Below are 17,059 nucleotides of genomic sequence, written 5' to 3'. Positions count from 1 at the left end.
ACGGGGCGCGGATAGGCCTTCTGTCGGGTCAGGGGACGAGTCCGGCGACCTGCAGGACGGCGTACAGCAGGTCGCCGAAGCCGAGCGCGACGACTAGCCCCACGAACATCGGGACGATGAACGGCATACCGGGCGTGAGCCACACCTCCTCCTCGTGGGAGATGACTTCGAGCCCGCCGCGGAGCTTCTCTGGCGTGGTGCCGTAGGCGTCGCCCTCGATGCTCGCGAGGAACGTCGCCGCCCCCCACTCGTCGACCGGATCGGCCGCCGGGGCGTCCGCCCCGGTGCCGGGGGCCACCGACCCACCGTCCGCGATGGGCATTCCGTCCGCGAGCGCGCCGTCACCGGGGTCGGCGCGTTCGTCCTCGGGGGGCAACGAGGCAGGGTCGCGGTACGTGTCTGGGTCGCCACGAAGTTCCGAGAGCGTCAGCCCCCGCCACCGGAGATACATCCGGAGCGCGTCAAGGTCGAGACCGTTGCGGGTGAACCCCGCCGGGGTCTCCAGCAGGCTTCCGTACGCCGTGGAGAGTGCGGAGACGGGAACGGATTTCCCGACGAACATCACGAGCGACCGGTGGCCCCGGGCGGCGTTCCGGGCGGCGAGCACGAGCGGGTACCCGAGCCCCAACAGCACCGTGTTCGAGAGGATGGTCAGCGAGAACACCCCGAGCGGTGGCTGGACGAGCGGCAGCACCTCACCCGGCAGGAAGTAGCGCGGGAACTCCGGGAACAGCAGCGCGAGCACCATCACGGCCTTCGCGTCCGCGCCGCCGAACCCACCGAGCCGCCAGAACACGTAGCCGAGCGGCGCGACGAGCCCCAGACTGACGACGAGATGGATGACGAACAGCCGCTGGCGGAACGGGTCGGCACCGAGGACGGCGACCACGTCGACGGCCAGCAGGAGCACGCCGAGGACGACGAGCGGCAGCCACGTCTGGTTCGGCACCCGGCGGGTGGCGATGTCGCGGGCCGCCGCCCACCCGAAGATGGGGACGACGAGCAGGCGAAGCAGGTCCGTCGGCGGGCTCGCGAGCAGCGTCCCGACGGCCGACAGGGGTTGCACACCCCTACTGGCCGCGCGCCCCTACAAGAGGTTTCGGTCGCTAGGAACTGTGCGCGACCCCATCGTCGTGCACAGCCACAGCCTCGGAGTAGGTAACGACACCTCGAAAGCCCCGACGCGCTCGTTGCCTGTGACTCGCTGCGCTCCTCAGCCTTCGGCCTGCGGTGCTTGCGTCGTCTCGGCTAACGAGCGCGTCGCCCCTTTCAGTCCCACCCGCACCGACTGACCAGTCAAGCGGCGTGGCAGGGACTGAAAGGGGCCGGTCGCTCGGCGTTGGGAGCCGACGCAAGCACCGCAGGTAGTGAGCGAACGGACGAGAGCGAACCCCGAGGCGCACAGCGAGGCGAGTAGTCGGGCGACCGGGGGCTTTCGAGGTGGTATCAGTTCCGTCGCCCCGGTCGTTGCCGCAGCACTAACCGGCTCATCGCAGTCGTTTTCCTCTCTGGCGCACAGAGGCTAGCCATGCTTTCCGACCGCGCGGCCCTCCTCGTCGTCGACGTCCAGCAGGGGTTCGACGACCCGGCGTGGGGCGAGCGCAACAACCCCGACGCCGAAGCCTGCGTGGCGGACTTGCTCGCGGCATGGCGCGAGGCCGGGTGGCCGCTGTTCCACGTCCACCACGACTCCACCGAATCGGACTCGCCCCTGCGCGGAGACCGCCCCGGGTTCGCCCCCAAGCCCGAGGCCGAGCCCCAGGAGGGTGAACCCATGATTCGCAAGCGGGTCAACAGCGGGTTCATCGGGACAGATTTAGAGGAGCGACTGCGCGCCGCGGGCGTCGAGACCGTCGTGGTCTGCGGACTCACCACCGACCACTGCGTGTCGACGACGACGCGGATGGCGGAAAACCTAGGGTTCGAGACGTTCGTGGTTCGGGACGCGACGGCGACGTTCGCCCGGGCGTTCGACGGCGCGACGCTGTCGGCCGACGAGAACCACCGGGCAGCGCTCGCCCAGCTGTCGGGCGAGTTCGCGACGGTCGTGACGAGCGACGAGTTGCTGGCGACTGTCGAATCCAGCGAGCGTTAGGCGAACAGGAGGATGTATCCGACGGTGGCCGCACCGGCGACGATACCCGCGACGAGTGCGAGCCGGACGATGCGCCGTTCACGCGGCGTGAGCGCCCGGCCGTCAAGGGTCTGTTCGACCGCGACGCCGAGTGCAGTGCCCGTCGCCACGAACAGGACGAGCCCGACAGTAACCTCACCCGACACCAGCCACGCGGCGATACCGACGAAGAGGCCGGCAGTGAATCCCGCGAGCCAGCCGGTGCCGACCGGGTAGCGACTGGTCACAGCGCCCGGAGTGCTGGTTCTCGATGCCATGTGGTAGCTACGACGTCCGTGTGCATAGCCACCGCTGCCAATCCTGGATGACGGGACGCGTGGCTCGGGTCGGAAAAGCGGGGGAGAAGTCGAGCCGCGTTAGATGACGCGGTTCTGCAGGTAGTCGAGGTGCTTCGCGTTGTAGACGATCTGGACCGTGTCGGCCGCCGGCGAACCGATGCAGGTCAGCCGCACGTTCTTCTCTTCGACCTCCTCGTCGGAGAGGATCTGCTGCATGTCCATGTCGATGTCACCCTCCGTGACGATGGCCGCGCAGTTCGCACAGGCGCCCGCACGGCAGGAGAAGGGCCAGTCGTAGCCCTGGGCCTCGGCGGCCTCGAGGATGTACTCGCCCTCGTTGACGTCCAGCGAGCCGTAGTCCTCGTCGCCGAGGCCGGCGTCCGCCGCGTTGTCGAACAGGTCGTCGTCGTCCATCGACCAGCCGTGGTCGTCCAGCACTTCGTAGTTGAGGTATTCTACCGTGGGCATCACCGCGGGAGTACGCCCCCCGCCCTGTTAAAGGGTGCCCTTTCGTGGGCCGCTATCCAATGAAAAACCGGTAACGATACGCCGGATTTCCGCGGATTCGGCCGGTCTCACGGCGGCGACCGTGGTTCACAGCGCGAACCGGAACACCAGGTACGAGGCGACGGCCGAGATGGTCGGGGTGAGAATCCAGAGGACGATGACCCGGCCCGTGGTCGAGGGGTCGAACAGGTCGCGCGCGGAGACGTCGTCAGGGTCCTCGTCGCCGATCTTCGGGACCGTCGGTCCGTCGCCCGACCCGCGGCCGTCCGCTGAGACCGAGTCGGCGCCCGCCTCGTCGGGGGCGGGGTCGCCACGCATCGCGGCGCTCGCGGCGTCCGAGAGCCGAGTCGTCCGGCTCGCTCGCCCCCATCCGAGCCCGACGATACACATGGTGGCCGACACCGCGAGCGACGCGGGAATCCCGATCTGCGAGAGGAACGTGATGAGGCTCGCCGACACCACCTCGACGATGAGCGCCGCCAGGAGCGGGAGGTCAGTGAGGTCGTTGCCGACCGTATCGAGGGTGCGTCGGGCGATGGTGAACGCGCCCAGACCGATAGCACCGCCCGCGAGGAGGACGCCGGCGTCGATGGAGATGGCGCCCGAGCCCACCAGCGGGGCGACGGCGTTGGCGACGTTCGACGCGCCCGCGGAGAACGCCATGTAACAGCCGATGCCGACGACGAGCAGCTTCGTCACGAGGGCCTTCGTGCCGGTCGCCTCGTCGAGCTCGAACCAGGCGTCGAGATAGGGGAAGAGGTAGCGGCCGATGACCGCACACACCCAGAACGCGATGATGGGCGCGACGAGCCACCACGAGACGATGCGACCCATCACCTCCCAGTCGAGCGCGGCGCGGGCGACCCCGAGGCCGGCGATGGCGCCCACCGCAGTCATCGACGTGGACGCGGGGACGCCGAACAGGTTCGAGATGAGCAGCGCGAAGCCGATGAAGAAGAGGATGGCGACGCTCGCGGTCAGCGTGAAGTACGACGCCGGAACGATCTCGCCACCCATCGTCTCGACGACGTTGCGGCCGACCGTCCACCCCCCGAGCAGCGCGAACCCCGTCATCAGGCCGGCGGCCGCAGTCTTCTTGACCGTCCCGCTCCCCACCGCAGGACCGAACGCCACCCCCGTCGAGGAGCCGCCGATGTTGAACCCGACGAAGGCGGCCACTCCGATTCCGACGACGAGCAACCACGACAGCATTTGGCTCTGGTTCGAGGCGGGTCCAGATAAGCGGTGCCCCCGCCGACCGCGTGACCCCTGCCACATCCGACGGTTTTACCCCCAGGGACGCGAACTCGCGGGCATGTTCGAGCAGTTCGCGGTCGTCCCTGCGGTCGACATGCAGGACGGGCAGGTGGTCCAGCTCGTCGGCGGGGAACGCGGCACCGGCAAACAGTACGGCGACCCCGTCGAGGCCGCCGAACGATGGGTCGAGGCGGGCGCGGACACGCTCCACCTCGTCGACCTCGACGGCGCGTTCGAGGGTGAGCGGGCGAACGCGCCGGCGGTCGAAGCCATCGTCGAGGCCGTCGACGTCGACCTCCAGCTGGGTGGGGGCATCCGCACCGCCGCGGACGCCGTCGACCTCCTCGACCGCGGGCTCGACCGCGTCATCCTCGGGACCGCCGCCGTGGAGACCCCCGACATCGTCGCCGACATCTCGGCCGAGTATCCGGGGAGCGTGATGGTGAGCCTCGACGCCAAGGGTGGCGAAGTCGTCGTCTCGGGGTGGACCGAGGGAACGGGGCTCGACCCCGCAGAGGCCGCTGTCCGCTACGAGGAGCTGGGGGCTGGCGCGATTCTGTTCACCGACGTCGACGTGGAAGGCCAGCTCGAGGGCGTGCGAAGGGCACCGGTCGAGCGACTTGTCGACGCCGTCGACATCCCGGTCGTCGCCTCCGGGGGCGTGGCGACGCTCGACGACGTGCGGGCGCTCGCGGACGCGGGTGCAGCGGCCGTCGTCGTCGGGACGGCGCTGTACGAGGGGCGGTTCACCCTCCGAGAGGCGATGGCGGCGGTTCAGTAGTACCGAACCAGCAACGCACAGCAGAGCCCGACGGCCGCCGCCGTCCCCGGCGCGGTCGCAGAGAGCGCGAACGCCGTCTCCGCGAGCCGCGCCACGAGTGGCCCGAGGCCGTAGCTCCCTCCCATCGGAGCCAGCGTTACAACTACTTGCCAATAAAACCCCGGTTCACTTCGAGATAGCTACCGGTTGCGGCCGAGATACAGCAGGACGCCGAGCGTCACCACGGCACCGAGCAGTCGCGGAAGGTCGACGTTCGGGAGGTGGCCGGCGCCGAGCGCGAGGCCGGTCGGGAGTGCGTCTCGGGCGCTCATGGCCCCCGTGTTCACACACGGGGAGCATAAACCCGTGGCAGACGCTCGCATGCCGCGCGCGTGACGGTGCTGGCCGGTGGGTATCGCTGTGCTGGTCCGGGTTCCGACGGACAGCTTCGGACGTTCGTGTACGGGCCTGTCGGCACGGAACTAAGGCGCTCGGGGCGCAGGAACCGCTATGCGCTCGTACAAGGCCAAGTCCGTCGAGCCGATTCGGCTCCCGCCACGTGACCGGCGGGAGGCGGCGCTCGACGACGCCGGCTACAACGTGTTCAATCTCTCGTCCGACGACGTCTACATCGACCTGCTCACCGACTCCGGCACCGGCACGATGAGCCAGGAGCAGTGGGCCGGGATGATTCAGGGCGACGAGGCGTACGCCGGCTCGCGCTCCTTCCGACGGTTCCAGCAGTCGGTGTCGGACGTGATGGGGTTCGATCACGTCGTTCCCACCCACCAGGGCCGCGGCGCCGAGAACGTCCTGTTCGGGGCGATGCTCGAGGCGGGCGACGTCGTCCTCAACAACACCCACTTCGACACGACCCGGGCACACGTCGTCAACCAGGGTGCCGAGGCCGTCGACTGCCCCGTCGAGGCGCCGTGGTCCGCGGGCGACTCCGGCGACTTCGCCGGCAACTTCTCTCTCGAGCGCGGCTGGGAGGCCGTCGAGGCGTACGGTGCGGCGTCCATCCCGGTCGTCGTGTTGACCATCACGAACAACTCCGCGGCGGGCCAGCCGGTGTCGATGCAGAACGTCCGCGAGACCGCGGCGTTCGCCGAGGAGATCGGCGCCACCTTCGTCATCGACGCCTGCCGGTTCGCCGAGAACGCCCACTTCATCACCCAGCGCGACCCCGAGTTCGCGGACACCCCGCTCGCCGAGGTCGCCCGCGAACAGCTCTCGTACGCCGAGGCCATCACCATGAGCGGGAAGAAGGACGCGCTCGCGAACATCGGCGGGTTCACCGCGATGCGCGACCCCGAGCTGTTCGAGCGCTGCAAGCAGCGAGCCATCCTCTACGAGGGCTTCCCCACCTACGGCGGGCTGGCAGGCAGGGATCTGGAGGCGATGGCCGTCGGCCTCCGCGAGGCGGTCGAACCACCCTACGTCCAGGAGCGCATCGAACAGGTCGCCACCCTCGGCACCCTCCTCGAAGACGAGGGGATTCCCATCGTCACGCCGACCGGCGGGCACGCAGTCTACATCGACGCCGCCGAACTGTTCCCGCACATCCCCACGGGGGAGTACCCGGGCCAGCGGCTCGTCTGCGAACTCTATCGTGAGGGCGGCGTGCGCACCGTCGAACTCGGCTCGTTTGCGTTCCCCGACACCGACCGCCCGGAGTTCGTTCGGCTCGCGCTCCCACGGCGGACGTACTGGCGTGAGCACCTCGAACACGTCGCGGAGACCGCCGCGACAGTGCGAGAGCAGCGCGAGGAGTACGTCGGGCTGGACGTGGTGTGGGAGCCGCCGATGAAGGAGCTTCGGCACTTCTCGGCCGAGCTGGAGCCGGTGGCATAGGGCGTCAGTCAGTCGACCGTGAACAGCGGACCGCGCAGAAGGTCGCGGAGCAGGAACCCCCCACTGAACCGCGAGACGCCGTCGGGCCGCTCGACGTCGGTCTCGCCGTACGCCTCGTAGTACATCGTCAGTCGAACGGGAGCGGGGCCGCCGTCGGCGGGTGCCGGTCGGACGATGCGAGCCCGCTCGACCAGCCCCGTCTCGGTGTCGACCCAGACCGTCACGCGTGGGTCGCCGTGGTCGGTGAACGGCTCGCCCACGACGGTCGTGATGGCACCGGTGTCGTTGTGCAGGTCGTACTCGATGGTGCCGTTCTCGAACGCGTGCCGCGTCACCGTCGCGTCGGCGAGGGCCCCACGTTCGAACGGCGTCACGTCCGCGTACGTCGTGCCCGCCCGTCGGAGTTCCCAGTTCCCGTCGGCGGTGAGCCGCGTCCACTGGGCGTCCTCGGTGGTGTAGCTTATCCACCGTGGGTCCGGCCCGAGCGGCCGCTTCTCGAACCCTGCCGTGACCAGTTCGCGGTCCGCAGGCTCGTAGGCGAGTCGGGCGTACCCACCCCCGTCGCCTCCCACGAGCCAGTCGTCGCGTTCCACGACTCGCGGACCTCCCGCTGGACGTGGTTCGTGCGTTCGCTCGCGGCCATCGCCTCGGCGAGGTCGGCCGCCAGCCCGTCGAGACTCTCGGGGGAGGTGTCGGCCGGGAGACCGCCGGGGTCAGCGAGCTGGAGGCCGACGACGAGCAGGAGCCCGATAGCGACGGCGAGCGCCGCCTGCCGACCACGAGACTCGGGGAGGGCGAGCGAGACCATACCGGCTACATACCCGGGCGGGTCGAGTAGCTTGTGACCGGTGGCGCGTGACGCGACCCCACGCGCCCGAAACGGGCTTGTGCGAGCCCCGATAGGAGCAGGTATGAGCGACCGAAGCGCCGCCGTCACGCGCGAGACGGCGGAGACGGACATCGAAGTCGTCCTGGACATCGACGGCGACGGCGACGCGACCATCGAGACGGGCGTCGGCTTCTTCGACCACATGCTCGAAGCGTTCGCCAAACACGGGCTGTTCGATCTGACGGTGCGCTGTGACGGCGACCTCGCCATCGACGACCACCACACCGTCGAGGACGTGGGCATCACGCTCGGCGACGCCTTCGCCGAGGCGCTCGGCGACAAGCGAGCCATCACGCGCTACGCCGACCGGAAGGTGCCGCTCGACGAAGCCGTCGCGAGCGTGGTCCTCGACATCTCGGGTCGCCCCTACTTCGAGTGGGACGGCGAGTTCTCACAGCCGTCGGTGGGAGAGTTCACGAGCGACATGGCCCGCCACTTCTGTGAGTCGTTCGCGATGCACGCCGACGTGACGCTCCACGCGTCGGTCGAGGGTCGCAACGCCCACCACGAGATCGAGGCGCTGTTCAAGTGCCTGACGCGGGCGCTCGACGACGCCACCCGCGTCGACGACCGGCGCTCCGACACCCCGAGCACGAAGGGCGAACTTTAGTCACCGAGCACCGCCGCCGACTCGTCGCGTGGGAGCGTGACGACGACCCGGTTGCCGCCGTCGGCCCGCTCGAACGCGATGTCGCCGTCCGCGAGGTCGACCACCCAGCAGGCGAGCGTGAGCCCCAGTCCCGTCCCGTGGTAGCTGGCGCGGAACTCGTCGTCGAACAGCGGCCGGTACTCGTTCGTCGGAATCGGTGGGCCGTCGTCGTGGACCGCGATGTCGACGTGCGTCGGCGAGCAGTCGACGACCACCCGCACGGTCGGTGCCGGCCCGGGTGTGTGCGCGATCGCGTTCTCGACGAGTTCGTCGAACGCGAGCCGGAGCGCCGGAACGGTCACGCCCACGTCGTCCGGACACGACAGTTCGACCGTCGCGGCCGGATGGCTCTCGCGTGCCGCCGCGACGGCTTCGCGGACGAGGGGCGCCACCGCCACCGGGGTGCGCGCCAGCGGCTCGACGAGCACGTCGACGATGTCTCGCTCCTTGGCGGCGGTCGCCAGCAGCGACTCGCCGGTGCGAACGATGGTGTCGAGGTGCCCCTGGAGGTCGGCCCTCGTCGCCTCCTGTGCCAGCTCGGCGTGCCCGAGGATGACGTTCATGTCGTTGTTGAGGTTGTGCCGGAGCAGCCGGTCCATCACCCGCAACTGGCGTTCGCGGCGGCGGCGGTCGGTCACGTCGCGGGCGTAGCCGACGATTCGTGCCACCTCACCGTCTTCGAACACGGGGACCCCCTCGACCTGCACCCAGCGCCGGAACTCCCGGTCGGGGTTCACCCGGTACTCGACGCTCACCTCCTCGCCCGCCGAGAGCCGGGCCATCTCCGCGACGACCTGCTCGCGGTCGTCGGGGTGAACGCCGTCGAGGAACGAGGTCGGGTCCTCGCGGAGGTCGGCCACCGACTGCCCCCAGATCTCTTCGTAGGCGGGGTTCACGAACAGCAGTTCGGCCCAGTCGGCGGAGAACATCCACAGCACGTCGTTCGCCTGCTCGGCGATCTCCTGGAGTTGCGCCCGGCTCGCTTCCCGCTCGGCCTCGGCGTGTTTCCGGTCGGCCACGTCGCGAGCGCTGACGACGTAGCCGTCGAGGTCGGGGCTCGTCACCCCCTCCATCCGGCTCTGGAGCCAGACCCACGAGCCGTCGGCCGCGAGCGTGCGGTACTCCACCTCGTCGACCGCCCCGTCGCTTGCCACGAGCCGGTCGAACGTCTCGCGGGTCGCCGCGCGGTCCTCGGGGTGGACGAACGCGAACGCGTCCTGCCCGACCAGCGCCCGCGGCGGGTAGCCGAGGATGCGCTCCGTGGCGGCGTTCGCGTACTGGATTTCGCCGTCGGCCGCCAGCACCAGAAAGAGGTCCTGCGCGTGGTCGAGCAGCCCCGGATACTCGTGCGGCGCGGCCATCGGTCAGTCGGACGTACGACTCACGATAGAAGAAACTGCGGGCCGTATCGGCCGCCGTATCCGGCGGTTGCGACGGCCAATCAGGCTCAGGCCCGCCGAATCTCGCCGTCGTAGGACTTCAGCCGCCCGTGGCTCACGGCGTGGTCGATGGCCGCGTCGACCGCCGACTCGTCCATGCCGTACGCGCCCGCGGTCATCTCGATGGCCTCCTGCCGGTCCATCGGCATCTCGCGGTTCTCCAGGAAGCGCAGCACCTTCCGGTAGCCCTTCGGTACCCGCGAGGAGGCGCCCGCACCGGTCGCGGCCATCTGGGAGCCGGTCGATTCGTCGTCGGCAGCCGGCTGGTCGGCCGACTCGCTCTCGGTGCCCCCGTTCGCTTCGAGGTGGTCGCCGGGCGCACCCGACGATTCGGCGTCCGCGTCGATGGAGTCGTCGCTCTCGTCGGCCGTGTCCTCGCGTTCGTCGGAAACCGGCGAGATGTCCGGCTCCACGTCGCCCCCGAGGTTACGGCCCCCGGCCTCGGCCTTGGCGTCGAGCAGCGGGTCGAGGATGGACGAGAGCGCGTCACGGCAGTGGTCACACAGCAGCATCCGCTTCCCCTTCCCCTCGGGGTCGTACTCGGCGGGGAGGACCTCGAACGTGCCGCTGGCGGTGCCGCCACAGAAGTCGCAACCGGAGAGCTGGCGCATGCAACGTGGATGAACAGGCTCCGTGAAAACGCCATCGGCTAGCAGGACGTGGAGGTGGTGTGGGGGACTCAGCATGGGACAGAGCGGCCGAGAGCACCACCTCGAACGCCCCGACGCGCTCGACGGTTCGACTGGCTGCGCGACCGGAGCGAACGGGGGCGTTCGAGGTGTCGTCCGTCCTGCGTGTCGCACCCCACGAGCGAGAAACAACACCTCGCCCGGAAACACCAAAACCCCGGGCCGCCACCACGCAGGCATGTTCGACGAAATCATGGGGAAGTTCGCCGACTCCCCCGGGCAGCGGGAGGTCGTCAGGCTGCTGCTCGAACGCGGCTTCTCGGTCAACGAGGCCGGACGGGTGGTCTCCGGCGGCATCGAGATTCCGAACACCGGCATCGCCCGCGAGGTGGGAGTCGACCGCCGGGTGGTCGACGCGACGACCGACGCCATCCTCGCGGACCCCGAACTGGAGCAGATCTTCCGGAACATCTCCTCCATCCCATCGCTGATGGACCTCGCGCCGGTGCTCGATTTGACCGTTCTCACCGTCCACGTCGCCGCCGCGGACGAACCCGGCATCGTCGCGAAGGTGACGACGCTCATCGCGAACCACGGAATCTCCATCCGCCAGACCATCAGCGAGGACCCCGAGTTCACCGACGAGCCCAAACTGCACATCATCACGGACGAACCGCTCCCCGGCGACCTGCTGAACCAGCTCACGAGCCTCGAGTTCGTCCGGAAGGTCGAACTCGAGTAGATGCCCGACACCGAGCCGTATCGCACGCTGGCTGGCCCCGCCCGGGCGGAGTTCACGGTACAGGGCTCCGAGTTCATCGGCCACGCCCGGCCCGTCGAGACCGTCGAGGCGGCCGAGGCGTTCATCCAAGAGATCGAAGCCGAGTACGCCGACGCGACCCACAACGTCCCCGCGTACCGCGTCCGTGCCTCGCCGTTCCGCGAATATTCGAGCGACGACGGCGAGCCCTCTGGGAGCGCCGGCAAGCCCGCCCTCAACGTGCTGCAGGGCCAGTCACTCGAGAACGCCGCCGTCGTCGTCACGCGCTACTACGGCGGGACGAACCTCGGCGTCGGCGGGCTGGTCCGCGCGTACGGACAGGCCGTGAAGGACGCCGTCGACGCCGCAGGAGTCGTCGAGGAGGTCCCCCACGAACGGCTCGGCATCACCGTCGACTACGACGACTCAGGGACCGTCCGGGGACTGCTCGAATCGACGGGCGTCGAGTTCGACGCCGACTACGACGAACGCGTCACGTTCGCGGTGCGCGTGCCCGTCGCCGAGGCGAGTGGCCTGCGCGACAGAATCAGGAGTGCGACGAGTGGGCGCGCGGAGCTAGAGTTCTAGGCCGCTGCGCCCTCGCCCTCGGTGCGCTTCGGGCTCGCGCCGCGCCGGTTCGCCAGCACGAGCGCGGCGAACAGCGCGCCGCCGAGCAGTCGGGTGCCGAGATCGATGGCGATGCCCGTCCCGACGATACCAGAGAGGGGACCGAGAATCATGCCGGGCGCCATGAGCAGGAGCGCCGACACCGCGAATCCGAGCCGCTCGGCCCGCGAGACGTCCGTGTAGAGGTACCCGATGACCGTCGCGGCGAGCGCGACGACGCCGACGAACACCCCGATGACCGGGATGACCACCTCGGGGATGAAGAACCCGAGGTCGGCGATGTCGGCCGCGTTGAGGACGTGGACCTCCTCACCCGTCCCGACACCCCGAATCAGGAGGATGCCGGGCGAGAGGACGAACGCGAACGGCACGATGGCCTTGTTCAGCGACAGGCTAAACGCCTCGACGCCGGTCTCGAACGGGTCGGACTTCGCGACCCCCGAGGCCGCGTACGCCGCGACCGCGACGGGCGGCGTGATGTCGGCGATGACACCGAAGTAGAGGATGAACAGGTGCGCCGCGAGAATCGGAATCCCGAACTCGGCGATAGCCGGGCCGAGCAGCGAGACGAGGATGATGTAGGTGACCGTCGTCGGCATCCCCATCCCGAGGATGATACACGACACCGCCGTGATGAGCAGGAGGACGACGAGCGACCCGCCTGCGAGACTCAGGATGAGCGACGTGAGGTTCGGCCCCAGCCCGGTCGTCGCGATGACGCCGGGGATGATGCCGGCGGCGGCGACCGCGATGACCACGGTGGTCGCGGTCCGTGCGCCGTTGTCGAGCGACTTGACGATGAACGTCAGGTAGCGGAACGCCGCCCGCCCCGCCAGCGAGGGGCGGCCGAACAGCCCGGCGCCCGTCTCGGCGGCATCGTTCACGTCGTCGTTGTAGTCGAGCAGGTCGGGGTCGGTGCCGGGCCGGGCGAGCAGGACGGCGAGCGAGCCGCCGATCATGATCCAGCCGAGGCCACCGAGGACGGTGGCGACGATGGGTTCGCCATTCATCGAGGCGAGTCCCGCACGGATGGCCGCGAACACCGCAATGGCGCCGACGAGCGGGATGCGGGTCTCCTTGCTGTAGGCGGCGACGAACGCGATGAGCGCCATGATGGCGAGGATGGTGAACCACGCCGAGCGCGCCACGGACAGGCGCTCGATGATGAGGAAGTACAGCAACAGGCCGATGGGCGCGAAGTAGAACCAGCCGCGGGTCAGGTGTTTACGCATGTTCACGAGCTCGACGCCCTCGACGCCACCGATACCGAGTCGCGACGCCTCCAGGTGCACCATCACCCAGACGCCGAAGAAGAAGACGATGGCCGGGATGGCCGCCGCGAGAATCACGTCCGCGTACGGCGTCAGCGTGTACTCGACGATGAGGAACGCCGCCGCGCCCATGACGGGCGGGAGAATCTGCCCGCCAGAGGACGCAGAGGCCTCGACCGCGCCCGCGAACGACGCCCGGTAGCCGGACTTCTTCATCAGCGGGATGGTGAACGCCCCCGTCGTGACGGTGTTCGCGATGGAGGAGCCCGAGATCGTCCCCATGAACCCGGAGGCGAGAATCGACGCCTTCGCGGGGCCGCCCTTCCGGCGCCCGGTCGCGGCGTACGCGAGGTCGATGAGCCACTGGCCCGCGCCCGACATCTCGAGGAACGCGCCGAACAGGATGAAGATGTAGATGAACTGCACCGACACCAGCACCGGCACGCCCAGAATCCCCTGGTCGGTGTACCAGAGGTTCCGCGCGATGGTCGCCCACGACGCCTCGGTCGTCGACAGCACCGAGATGAACGGGGCGTCGAGGGGGATGAGGAACGCGTACTTCGCGTAGACGATGAACGAGCCGACGATGACCATCAGGTAGAACCCGAGGACCCGACGGGTCGCATCGAGCACGAGGAGTGCGACGCCGATGGCGAGCAGGTACGCCCACGACGACTCCCCGAGGATGGGGACGCTGTTCAGCGGCGCGAGGAACGTGTATATCTCGCCCACCGTGCGCCCCGCGTCGAGGCCGAGCGCACGCATCCGGAGGATCTCGTCGAACTCCGTCATGTAGTAGTACGCCGCCGAGAGCGCGAAGGCGATGAACACGAAGTCGACGGGCGTCACCCGGTTCATGTCGGCGTCGCCGGCGAACCAGCGGACGGCACCGGCGAGCGCGGCGAGCACGCGCGTGACGGGTGAGTCGTCACCGAATCGCGCGCGGGCACCGGGAACGATCTTCGCGAGCCGGCGGGAGACGAACCCCTGGCCGGTCGACGGTGGGAACAGCGCGAACGCGACCACGAGTGCGAACACGACGTGAATCGCGTTCACCTGGAGCTGCTGGAGCGCGGCGAGTTCGACCTCGCCCACGAGCGGCAGCGTGAAGACGAACTCGAAGCCGCGGGCAGCGAGCCACACCTGATACAGCGAGAAGGCGATGGCGATGAGCGAGACGACGATGGCCGCCGCTCCCGAGAGCGACCGCTTGCGTTCGAGCTCCTTGAGGAGTTCCTCCTGCTCCTCTTCGGTCAGTACGTCCGGATCCTCGGTCGGGTCGATGGGGTCGTTCGGTTGGTCGTCGCGTGTACTCATGATGAAACCTGGAAGGCAGGGAGGGGGGACCGGCGTTCGACGGCGATACGGACCGAACTCGCGTTCGAGAGCTCGACGAGGTCGTACGTCTCGCCGTCGACGGTCAGGGTGTGCCCGGCGATGCGACCGGGCTTCACGTAGAACTCGTCGTACGTCCGGTCGGGATCGAAGACGAACCAGCCGTCCTCAAGCCGGACGTCCTCACGGGCCGGCAGCCCCCAGCCGTACGACTCGAAGCGCATCAGCGAGTTGTCGAGTCGGGTGCCGTCGACGGTGTAGACGTCCTCGACGGGGGTCTTCTCGACGCTGTGGGTGTACGTGAGCGTCACCGTGGAACCGTCCTCGACGGGCACGGTCAACAGTCTATCGCCGGTGTCGGCGTCCTCGACGACGAGTACGCGATCGGGTTGGGCCGCCACGAAGCCGGCACTGCCCGCCACGACGACGAGCGCGACGACGACGAGACGGCGCGCGTCCATCCGCTAGCCGAAGTATGCGGAGGCGCCTTCGTGGAGGTCGATGGACATCCCGTCCTGTGCGCTCTCCTTGGTGATGAACTGCGTCTTGATCGTCAGGTCGCCGAGGTTGTCGAAGATCGCGGCGGTGACCTGCTCGACGGTGTCGGCCGCGAGTTCGGCACGGGTCGCGATCATCGCCTGGACGGAGACCGTCTCGCGGTCCTCGGGGATGCCGTTGTACGTGCCACCGGGGATGGTGTCCTCGGCATAGAACGGCGCGGCGTCGAGGACGGCCTGTCGGTCGTCGCCCGTGATGGAGACGATCTCGACGTCGTTCGTGGTCGCGAGGTCGGAAATCGCGCCGACCGGCCAGCCGCCGACGACGAACGCCGCGTCGATGTCGCCGTTCTTCAGCTGGTCCGCGGCGGTCGAGAACCCGGCGTTCTGCTCGGTGTAGTCGCTGATGCCGAGCGCCTCCAGGATCTGGACGGCGTTGACCTGCGTTCCGGAGCCGAGGTCACCGGTGTTGATGGTCTTGCCCTCGAGGTCAGCGGGCTCGCTGATGCCCGTGCTGGCGAGGGTGACGATGGTGATGGTCTCCGGGTACAGCGTGGCGACGCCGCGGAGGTTCTCTACGGCGTTGTCTTTGAACGCGTCGATGCCGGTGCCGTTCTTCGCGAAGTAGGCGACGTCGTTCTGGATGAGCGCGAAGTCCGCGTCCCCGCTAGCCAGCGAGCCGACGTTCTCGACGGACGCGCCGGTCGACTGGACCTGAATCTTGAAGCTCGTGTTCGACTCGATGACCTGCTTGAACTCGTTCGAGAGCGGGAAGTACGTCCCACCGGTCCCACCAGCGTGCCACGACAGGCGGGTCTCACCGCTGCCGCCGTCGCCGGAGCCACCGTCGCCGTCGCCGGAGCCACCGTCACCGCCGTCGCCGCCATCGCCACCATCGCCACCATCACCGCCGGTGCCTGTACAGCCGGCGAGTGCGGCGATACCGGCCACGCCACTGGTTGCGAGAAACGTTCTGCGGTCGAGTGGACTCTCGTGTGCCATACATACTCCATGGGAACCACCAGTCATAAACGGTGTGGATGTTGTTACACGAACTATCCCGATTCAGAAACTATTGGATATTTGAGTAGATGAGGACTACTGAGGTAGTTTTCGACTATCGGTTCGGTGGTGTCATCGAAGCTGTCGAAAACTATTCACAGTTGTTATCGGCCGGTAGTGACGTTGAACAGGGGACGCGTGTCGGGACAGGGGCCGATTGCTGTCGGTCGGTCGAACGTTCGTGTGAGCGGTCCCGTCGAGTCCTGGGATGCGAGCCGTGAAACCACCAGAGGGAAGCGTGTCTGACGCCCGTCGTGCAAAAATTCCGGTGGAGGTCGTTTCGGGACGCTGTCGGGCGTATTTCCAGGTGAAGACAGGGGGTTCACGCGGAGCGTCGGGACATGCACGACGTGACAGTGGGGAGTTCCGTCTACCCGACCACCCCTCTTGAAACACCCGGTTCGGTGCCGGGCTCAGGTCGTGCGGAACGCGCGGTCGCCCGCGTCGCCGAGCCCGGGGACGATGAAGCCGTCGTCGTCGAGCCGCTCGTCGATGGCGACCGTCAGGATGTCGACTTCGGGGTACGCCTCGCTCACGCGGACGAGCCCCGGCGGGGCGGCGACCGCCGACAGGACGAGCAGGCGCTCCGGGGAGCCGTTCTCCAGAATCTCCTCGAGGACGGCGACCATCGTGCTCCCGGTGGCGAGCATCGGGTCGGCGACGATGACGGTGTCGTCGTCCTTGATCTCGGGGAGCTTCACGTAGTCGATGGTGATGGGGAACTCTCCCTCCTCGTTCATCCCTGCCGACTCGTCGCGGCCCGCAGAGATGACGCCCTGTTTCGCGCGGGGGAACGCCTTCAACAGTCCCTCGACGAACGGCGTCGCCGCGCGCAGTACGTTGATGATGACGACGTCGTCGAGCCCCTTCACGCGCTCGCCGGTGGTCTCCGCAAGCGGCGTCGTGATGGAGACGAACTCGGTCTCCATCAGCCCGTCGATGATCTCGTAGCCACAGATGCGGCCGAGCTTCACGAGCCCCTTGCGGAAGCTCACCTGTTCGGTCGACGTCGAACGGAGGTGCGAGAGCGTGTGCTTCGCGAGGGCGTGGCCCACCACGTAGGCGTCGTCCCGGTCCTCGATGGTCATAGTTCGAAGTCGGAACTTCCGCC

General features: G+C 68.5%; 19 protein-coding genes. 6 read left to right on the top strand and 13 right to left on the bottom strand.

Features of this window, described 5'->3' with window-relative positions:
- Positions 1–28 precede the first annotated feature (28 nt).
- Positions 29–1,039, bottom strand: coding sequence for a prepilin peptidase (locus NL126_RS10620; protein WP_255198835.1), 1,011 nt, complete (start codon positions 1,037–1,039; stop codon positions 29–31).
- Positions 1,040–1,528: 489 nt separating this feature from the next.
- Here NL126_RS10620 and NL126_RS10615 point away from each other — a divergent pair, with 489 nt between their 5' ends.
- Complete coding sequence (locus NL126_RS10615; protein WP_255194847.1) at positions 1,529–2,095, top strand: cysteine hydrolase family protein; 567 nt, start codon at positions 1,529–1,531, stop codon at positions 2,093–2,095.
- On the opposite strand, the gene NL126_RS10610 is transcribed toward NL126_RS10615, so the two are convergent.
- The 3 genes from NL126_RS10610 to NL126_RS10600 form a co-directional block, all read right to left on the bottom strand.
- The gene (locus NL126_RS10610) at positions 2,092–2,391 is read right to left on the bottom strand and encodes a hypothetical protein (protein WP_255194846.1); all 300 of its coding nucleotides are present in this window, start codon (positions 2,389–2,391) and stop codon (positions 2,092–2,094) included. The two genes, NL126_RS10615 and NL126_RS10610, sit on opposite strands and share 4 nt — an antisense overlap.
- A 99-nt stretch (positions 2,392–2,490) precedes the next feature.
- The gene (fer, locus tag NL126_RS10605) at positions 2,491–2,880 is read right to left on the bottom strand and encodes a ferredoxin Fer (RefSeq protein ID WP_255194845.1); all 390 of its coding nucleotides are present in this window, start codon (positions 2,878–2,880) and stop codon (positions 2,491–2,493) included.
- Positions 2,881–3,006: 126 nt separating this feature from the next.
- Complete coding sequence (locus NL126_RS10600; RefSeq protein WP_255194844.1) at positions 3,007–4,131, bottom strand: inorganic phosphate transporter; 1,125 nt, start codon at positions 4,129–4,131, stop codon at positions 3,007–3,009.
- 103 nt (positions 4,132–4,234) lie between these two features.
- Here NL126_RS10600 and hisA point away from each other — a divergent pair, with 103 nt between their 5' ends.
- Positions 4,235–4,957, top strand: a complete 723-nt coding sequence (hisA, locus tag NL126_RS10595) for a 1-(5-phosphoribosyl)-5-[(5-phosphoribosylamino)methylideneamino]imidazole-4-carboxamide isomerase (RefSeq protein WP_255194843.1) — start codon at positions 4,235–4,237, stop codon at positions 4,955–4,957.
- On the opposite strand, the gene NL126_RS10590 is transcribed toward hisA, so the two are convergent.
- Together NL126_RS10590 and NL126_RS10585 are read right to left on the bottom strand one after the other, a co-directional pair.
- Positions 4,951–5,082 (bottom strand): hypothetical protein, encoded by a 132-nt coding sequence (locus tag NL126_RS10590; RefSeq protein ID WP_255194842.1) that lies wholly within the window; start codon positions 5,080–5,082, stop codon positions 4,951–4,953. The genes hisA and NL126_RS10590 overlap by 7 nt on opposite strands.
- A 54-nt stretch (positions 5,083–5,136) precedes the next feature.
- Positions 5,137–5,268, bottom strand: coding sequence for a hypothetical protein (locus NL126_RS10585; protein ID WP_255194841.1), 132 nt, complete (start codon positions 5,266–5,268; stop codon positions 5,137–5,139).
- 178 nt (positions 5,269–5,446) lie between these two features.
- On the opposite strand from NL126_RS10585, the gene NL126_RS10580 reads away from it, so the two are divergent.
- Positions 5,447–6,790, top strand: a complete 1,344-nt coding sequence (locus NL126_RS10580; RefSeq protein WP_255194840.1) for a tryptophanase — start codon at positions 5,447–5,449, stop codon at positions 6,788–6,790.
- 8 nt (positions 6,791–6,798) lie between these two features.
- Here NL126_RS10580 and NL126_RS10575 read toward each other — a convergent pair whose 3' ends face one another.
- Positions 6,799–7,383: a hypothetical protein gene (locus NL126_RS10575; protein WP_255194839.1), complete on the bottom strand. Its 585-nt coding sequence runs from the start codon at positions 7,381–7,383 to the stop codon at positions 6,799–6,801.
- 318 nt (positions 7,384–7,701) lie between these two features.
- Here NL126_RS10575 and hisB point away from each other — a divergent pair, with 318 nt between their 5' ends.
- Positions 7,702–8,289 (top strand): imidazoleglycerol-phosphate dehydratase HisB, encoded by a 588-nt coding sequence (gene hisB, locus NL126_RS10570; protein ID WP_255194838.1) that lies wholly within the window; start codon positions 7,702–7,704, stop codon positions 8,287–8,289.
- On the opposite strand, the gene NL126_RS10565 is transcribed toward hisB, so the two are convergent.
- Complete coding sequence (locus NL126_RS10565; protein ID WP_255194837.1) at positions 8,286–9,689, bottom strand: PAS domain-containing sensor histidine kinase; 1,404 nt, start codon at positions 9,687–9,689, stop codon at positions 8,286–8,288. The genes hisB and NL126_RS10565 overlap by 4 nt on opposite strands.
- Positions 9,690–9,775: 86 nt before the next feature.
- Entirely contained in the window at positions 9,776–10,378 is a 603-nt protein-coding gene (locus NL126_RS10560) for a DUF8528 domain-containing protein (protein WP_255194836.1), read from the bottom strand.
- A gap of 256 nt (positions 10,379–10,634) precedes the next feature.
- Between NL126_RS10560 and trpY the strand changes: the two genes are divergently transcribed.
- Both trpY and NL126_RS10550 read left to right on the top strand, forming a co-directional pair.
- Positions 10,635–11,138 (top strand): TrpY family transcription regulator, encoded by a 504-nt coding sequence (gene trpY, locus NL126_RS10555; protein WP_255194835.1) that lies wholly within the window; start codon positions 10,635–10,637, stop codon positions 11,136–11,138.
- Complete coding sequence (locus tag NL126_RS10550; protein ID WP_255194834.1) at positions 11,139–11,744, top strand: IMPACT family protein; 606 nt, start codon at positions 11,139–11,141, stop codon at positions 11,742–11,744. It abuts the gene before it with no gap.
- On the opposite strand, the gene NL126_RS10545 is transcribed toward NL126_RS10550, so the two are convergent.
- The 4 genes from NL126_RS10545 to upp form a co-directional block, all read right to left on the bottom strand.
- Positions 11,741–14,371: a TRAP transporter permease gene (locus tag NL126_RS10545; protein ID WP_255194833.1), complete on the bottom strand. Its 2,631-nt coding sequence runs from the start codon at positions 14,369–14,371 to the stop codon at positions 11,741–11,743. The genes NL126_RS10550 and NL126_RS10545 overlap by 4 nt on opposite strands.
- Positions 14,368–14,850: a DUF1850 domain-containing protein gene (locus NL126_RS10540; RefSeq protein WP_255194832.1), complete on the bottom strand. Its 483-nt coding sequence runs from the start codon at positions 14,848–14,850 to the stop codon at positions 14,368–14,370. The genes NL126_RS10545 and NL126_RS10540 overlap by 4 nt, the downstream gene beginning before the upstream one ends.
- A gap of 3 nt (positions 14,851–14,853) precedes the next feature.
- A complete protein-coding gene (locus tag NL126_RS10535) occupies positions 14,854–15,888 on the bottom strand; it encodes a TAXI family TRAP transporter solute-binding subunit (protein ID WP_255194831.1) in 1,035 nt (344 codons plus the stop codon).
- A 473-nt stretch (positions 15,889–16,361) separates the two neighbouring features.
- A complete protein-coding gene (gene upp, locus NL126_RS10530; RefSeq protein WP_255194830.1) occupies positions 16,362–17,036 on the bottom strand; it encodes a uracil phosphoribosyltransferase in 675 nt (224 codons plus the stop codon).
- Between the last annotated feature and the right edge of the window lie 23 nt (positions 17,037–17,059).

Source organism: Halorarius litoreus (assembly GCF_024362405.1).
In the GTDB taxonomy this organism is placed as follows: Archaea; Halobacteriota; Halobacteria; order Halobacteriales; family Haloarculaceae; genus Halorarius; species Halorarius litoreus.
This window is presented reverse-complemented; position numbering and strand designations above follow the sequence as displayed.

Coding starts and splice junctions, on each gene's coding strand:
- NL126_RS10615 (WP_255194847.1), top strand. CDS start 1,529: ATGCTTTCCGACCGCGCGGCCCTCCTCGTCGTCGACGTCCAGCAGGGG.
- NL126_RS10610 (WP_255194846.1), bottom strand. CDS start 2,391: ATGGCATCGAGAACCAGCACTCCGGGCGCTGTGACCAGTCGCTACCCG.
- fer (WP_255194845.1), bottom strand. CDS start 2,880: ATGCCCACGGTAGAATACCTCAACTACGAAGTGCTGGACGACCACGGC.
- NL126_RS10600 (WP_255194844.1), bottom strand. CDS start 4,131: ATGCTGTCGTGGTTGCTCGTCGTCGGAATCGGAGTGGCCGCCTTCGTC.
- hisA (WP_255194843.1), top strand. CDS start 4,235: ATGTTCGAGCAGTTCGCGGTCGTCCCTGCGGTCGACATGCAGGACGGG.
- NL126_RS10590 (WP_255194842.1), bottom strand. CDS start 5,082: ATGGGAGGGAGCTACGGCCTCGGGCCACTCGTGGCGCGGCTCGCGGAG.
- NL126_RS10585 (WP_255194841.1), bottom strand. CDS start 5,268: ATGAGCGCCCGAGACGCACTCCCGACCGGCCTCGCGCTCGGCGCCGGC.
- NL126_RS10580 (WP_255194840.1), top strand. CDS start 5,447: ATGCGCTCGTACAAGGCCAAGTCCGTCGAGCCGATTCGGCTCCCGCCA.
- hisB (WP_255194838.1), top strand. CDS start 7,702: ATGAGCGACCGAAGCGCCGCCGTCACGCGCGAGACGGCGGAGACGGAC.
- NL126_RS10565 (WP_255194837.1), bottom strand. CDS start 9,689: ATGGCCGCGCCGCACGAGTATCCGGGGCTGCTCGACCACGCGCAGGAC.
- NL126_RS10560 (WP_255194836.1), bottom strand. CDS start 10,378: ATGCGCCAGCTCTCCGGTTGCGACTTCTGTGGCGGCACCGCCAGCGGC.
- trpY (WP_255194835.1), top strand. CDS start 10,635: ATGTTCGACGAAATCATGGGGAAGTTCGCCGACTCCCCCGGGCAGCGG.
- NL126_RS10550 (WP_255194834.1), top strand. CDS start 11,139: ATGCCCGACACCGAGCCGTATCGCACGCTGGCTGGCCCCGCCCGGGCG.
- NL126_RS10545 (WP_255194833.1), bottom strand. CDS start 14,371: ATGAGTACACGCGACGACCAACCGAACGACCCCATCGACCCGACCGAG.
- NL126_RS10540 (WP_255194832.1), bottom strand. CDS start 14,850: ATGGACGCGCGCCGTCTCGTCGTCGTCGCGCTCGTCGTCGTGGCGGGC.
- NL126_RS10535 (WP_255194831.1), bottom strand. CDS start 15,888: ATGGCACACGAGAGTCCACTCGACCGCAGAACGTTTCTCGCAACCAGT.
- upp (WP_255194830.1), bottom strand. CDS start 17,036: ATGACCATCGAGGACCGGGACGACGCCTACGTGGTGGGCCACGCCCTC.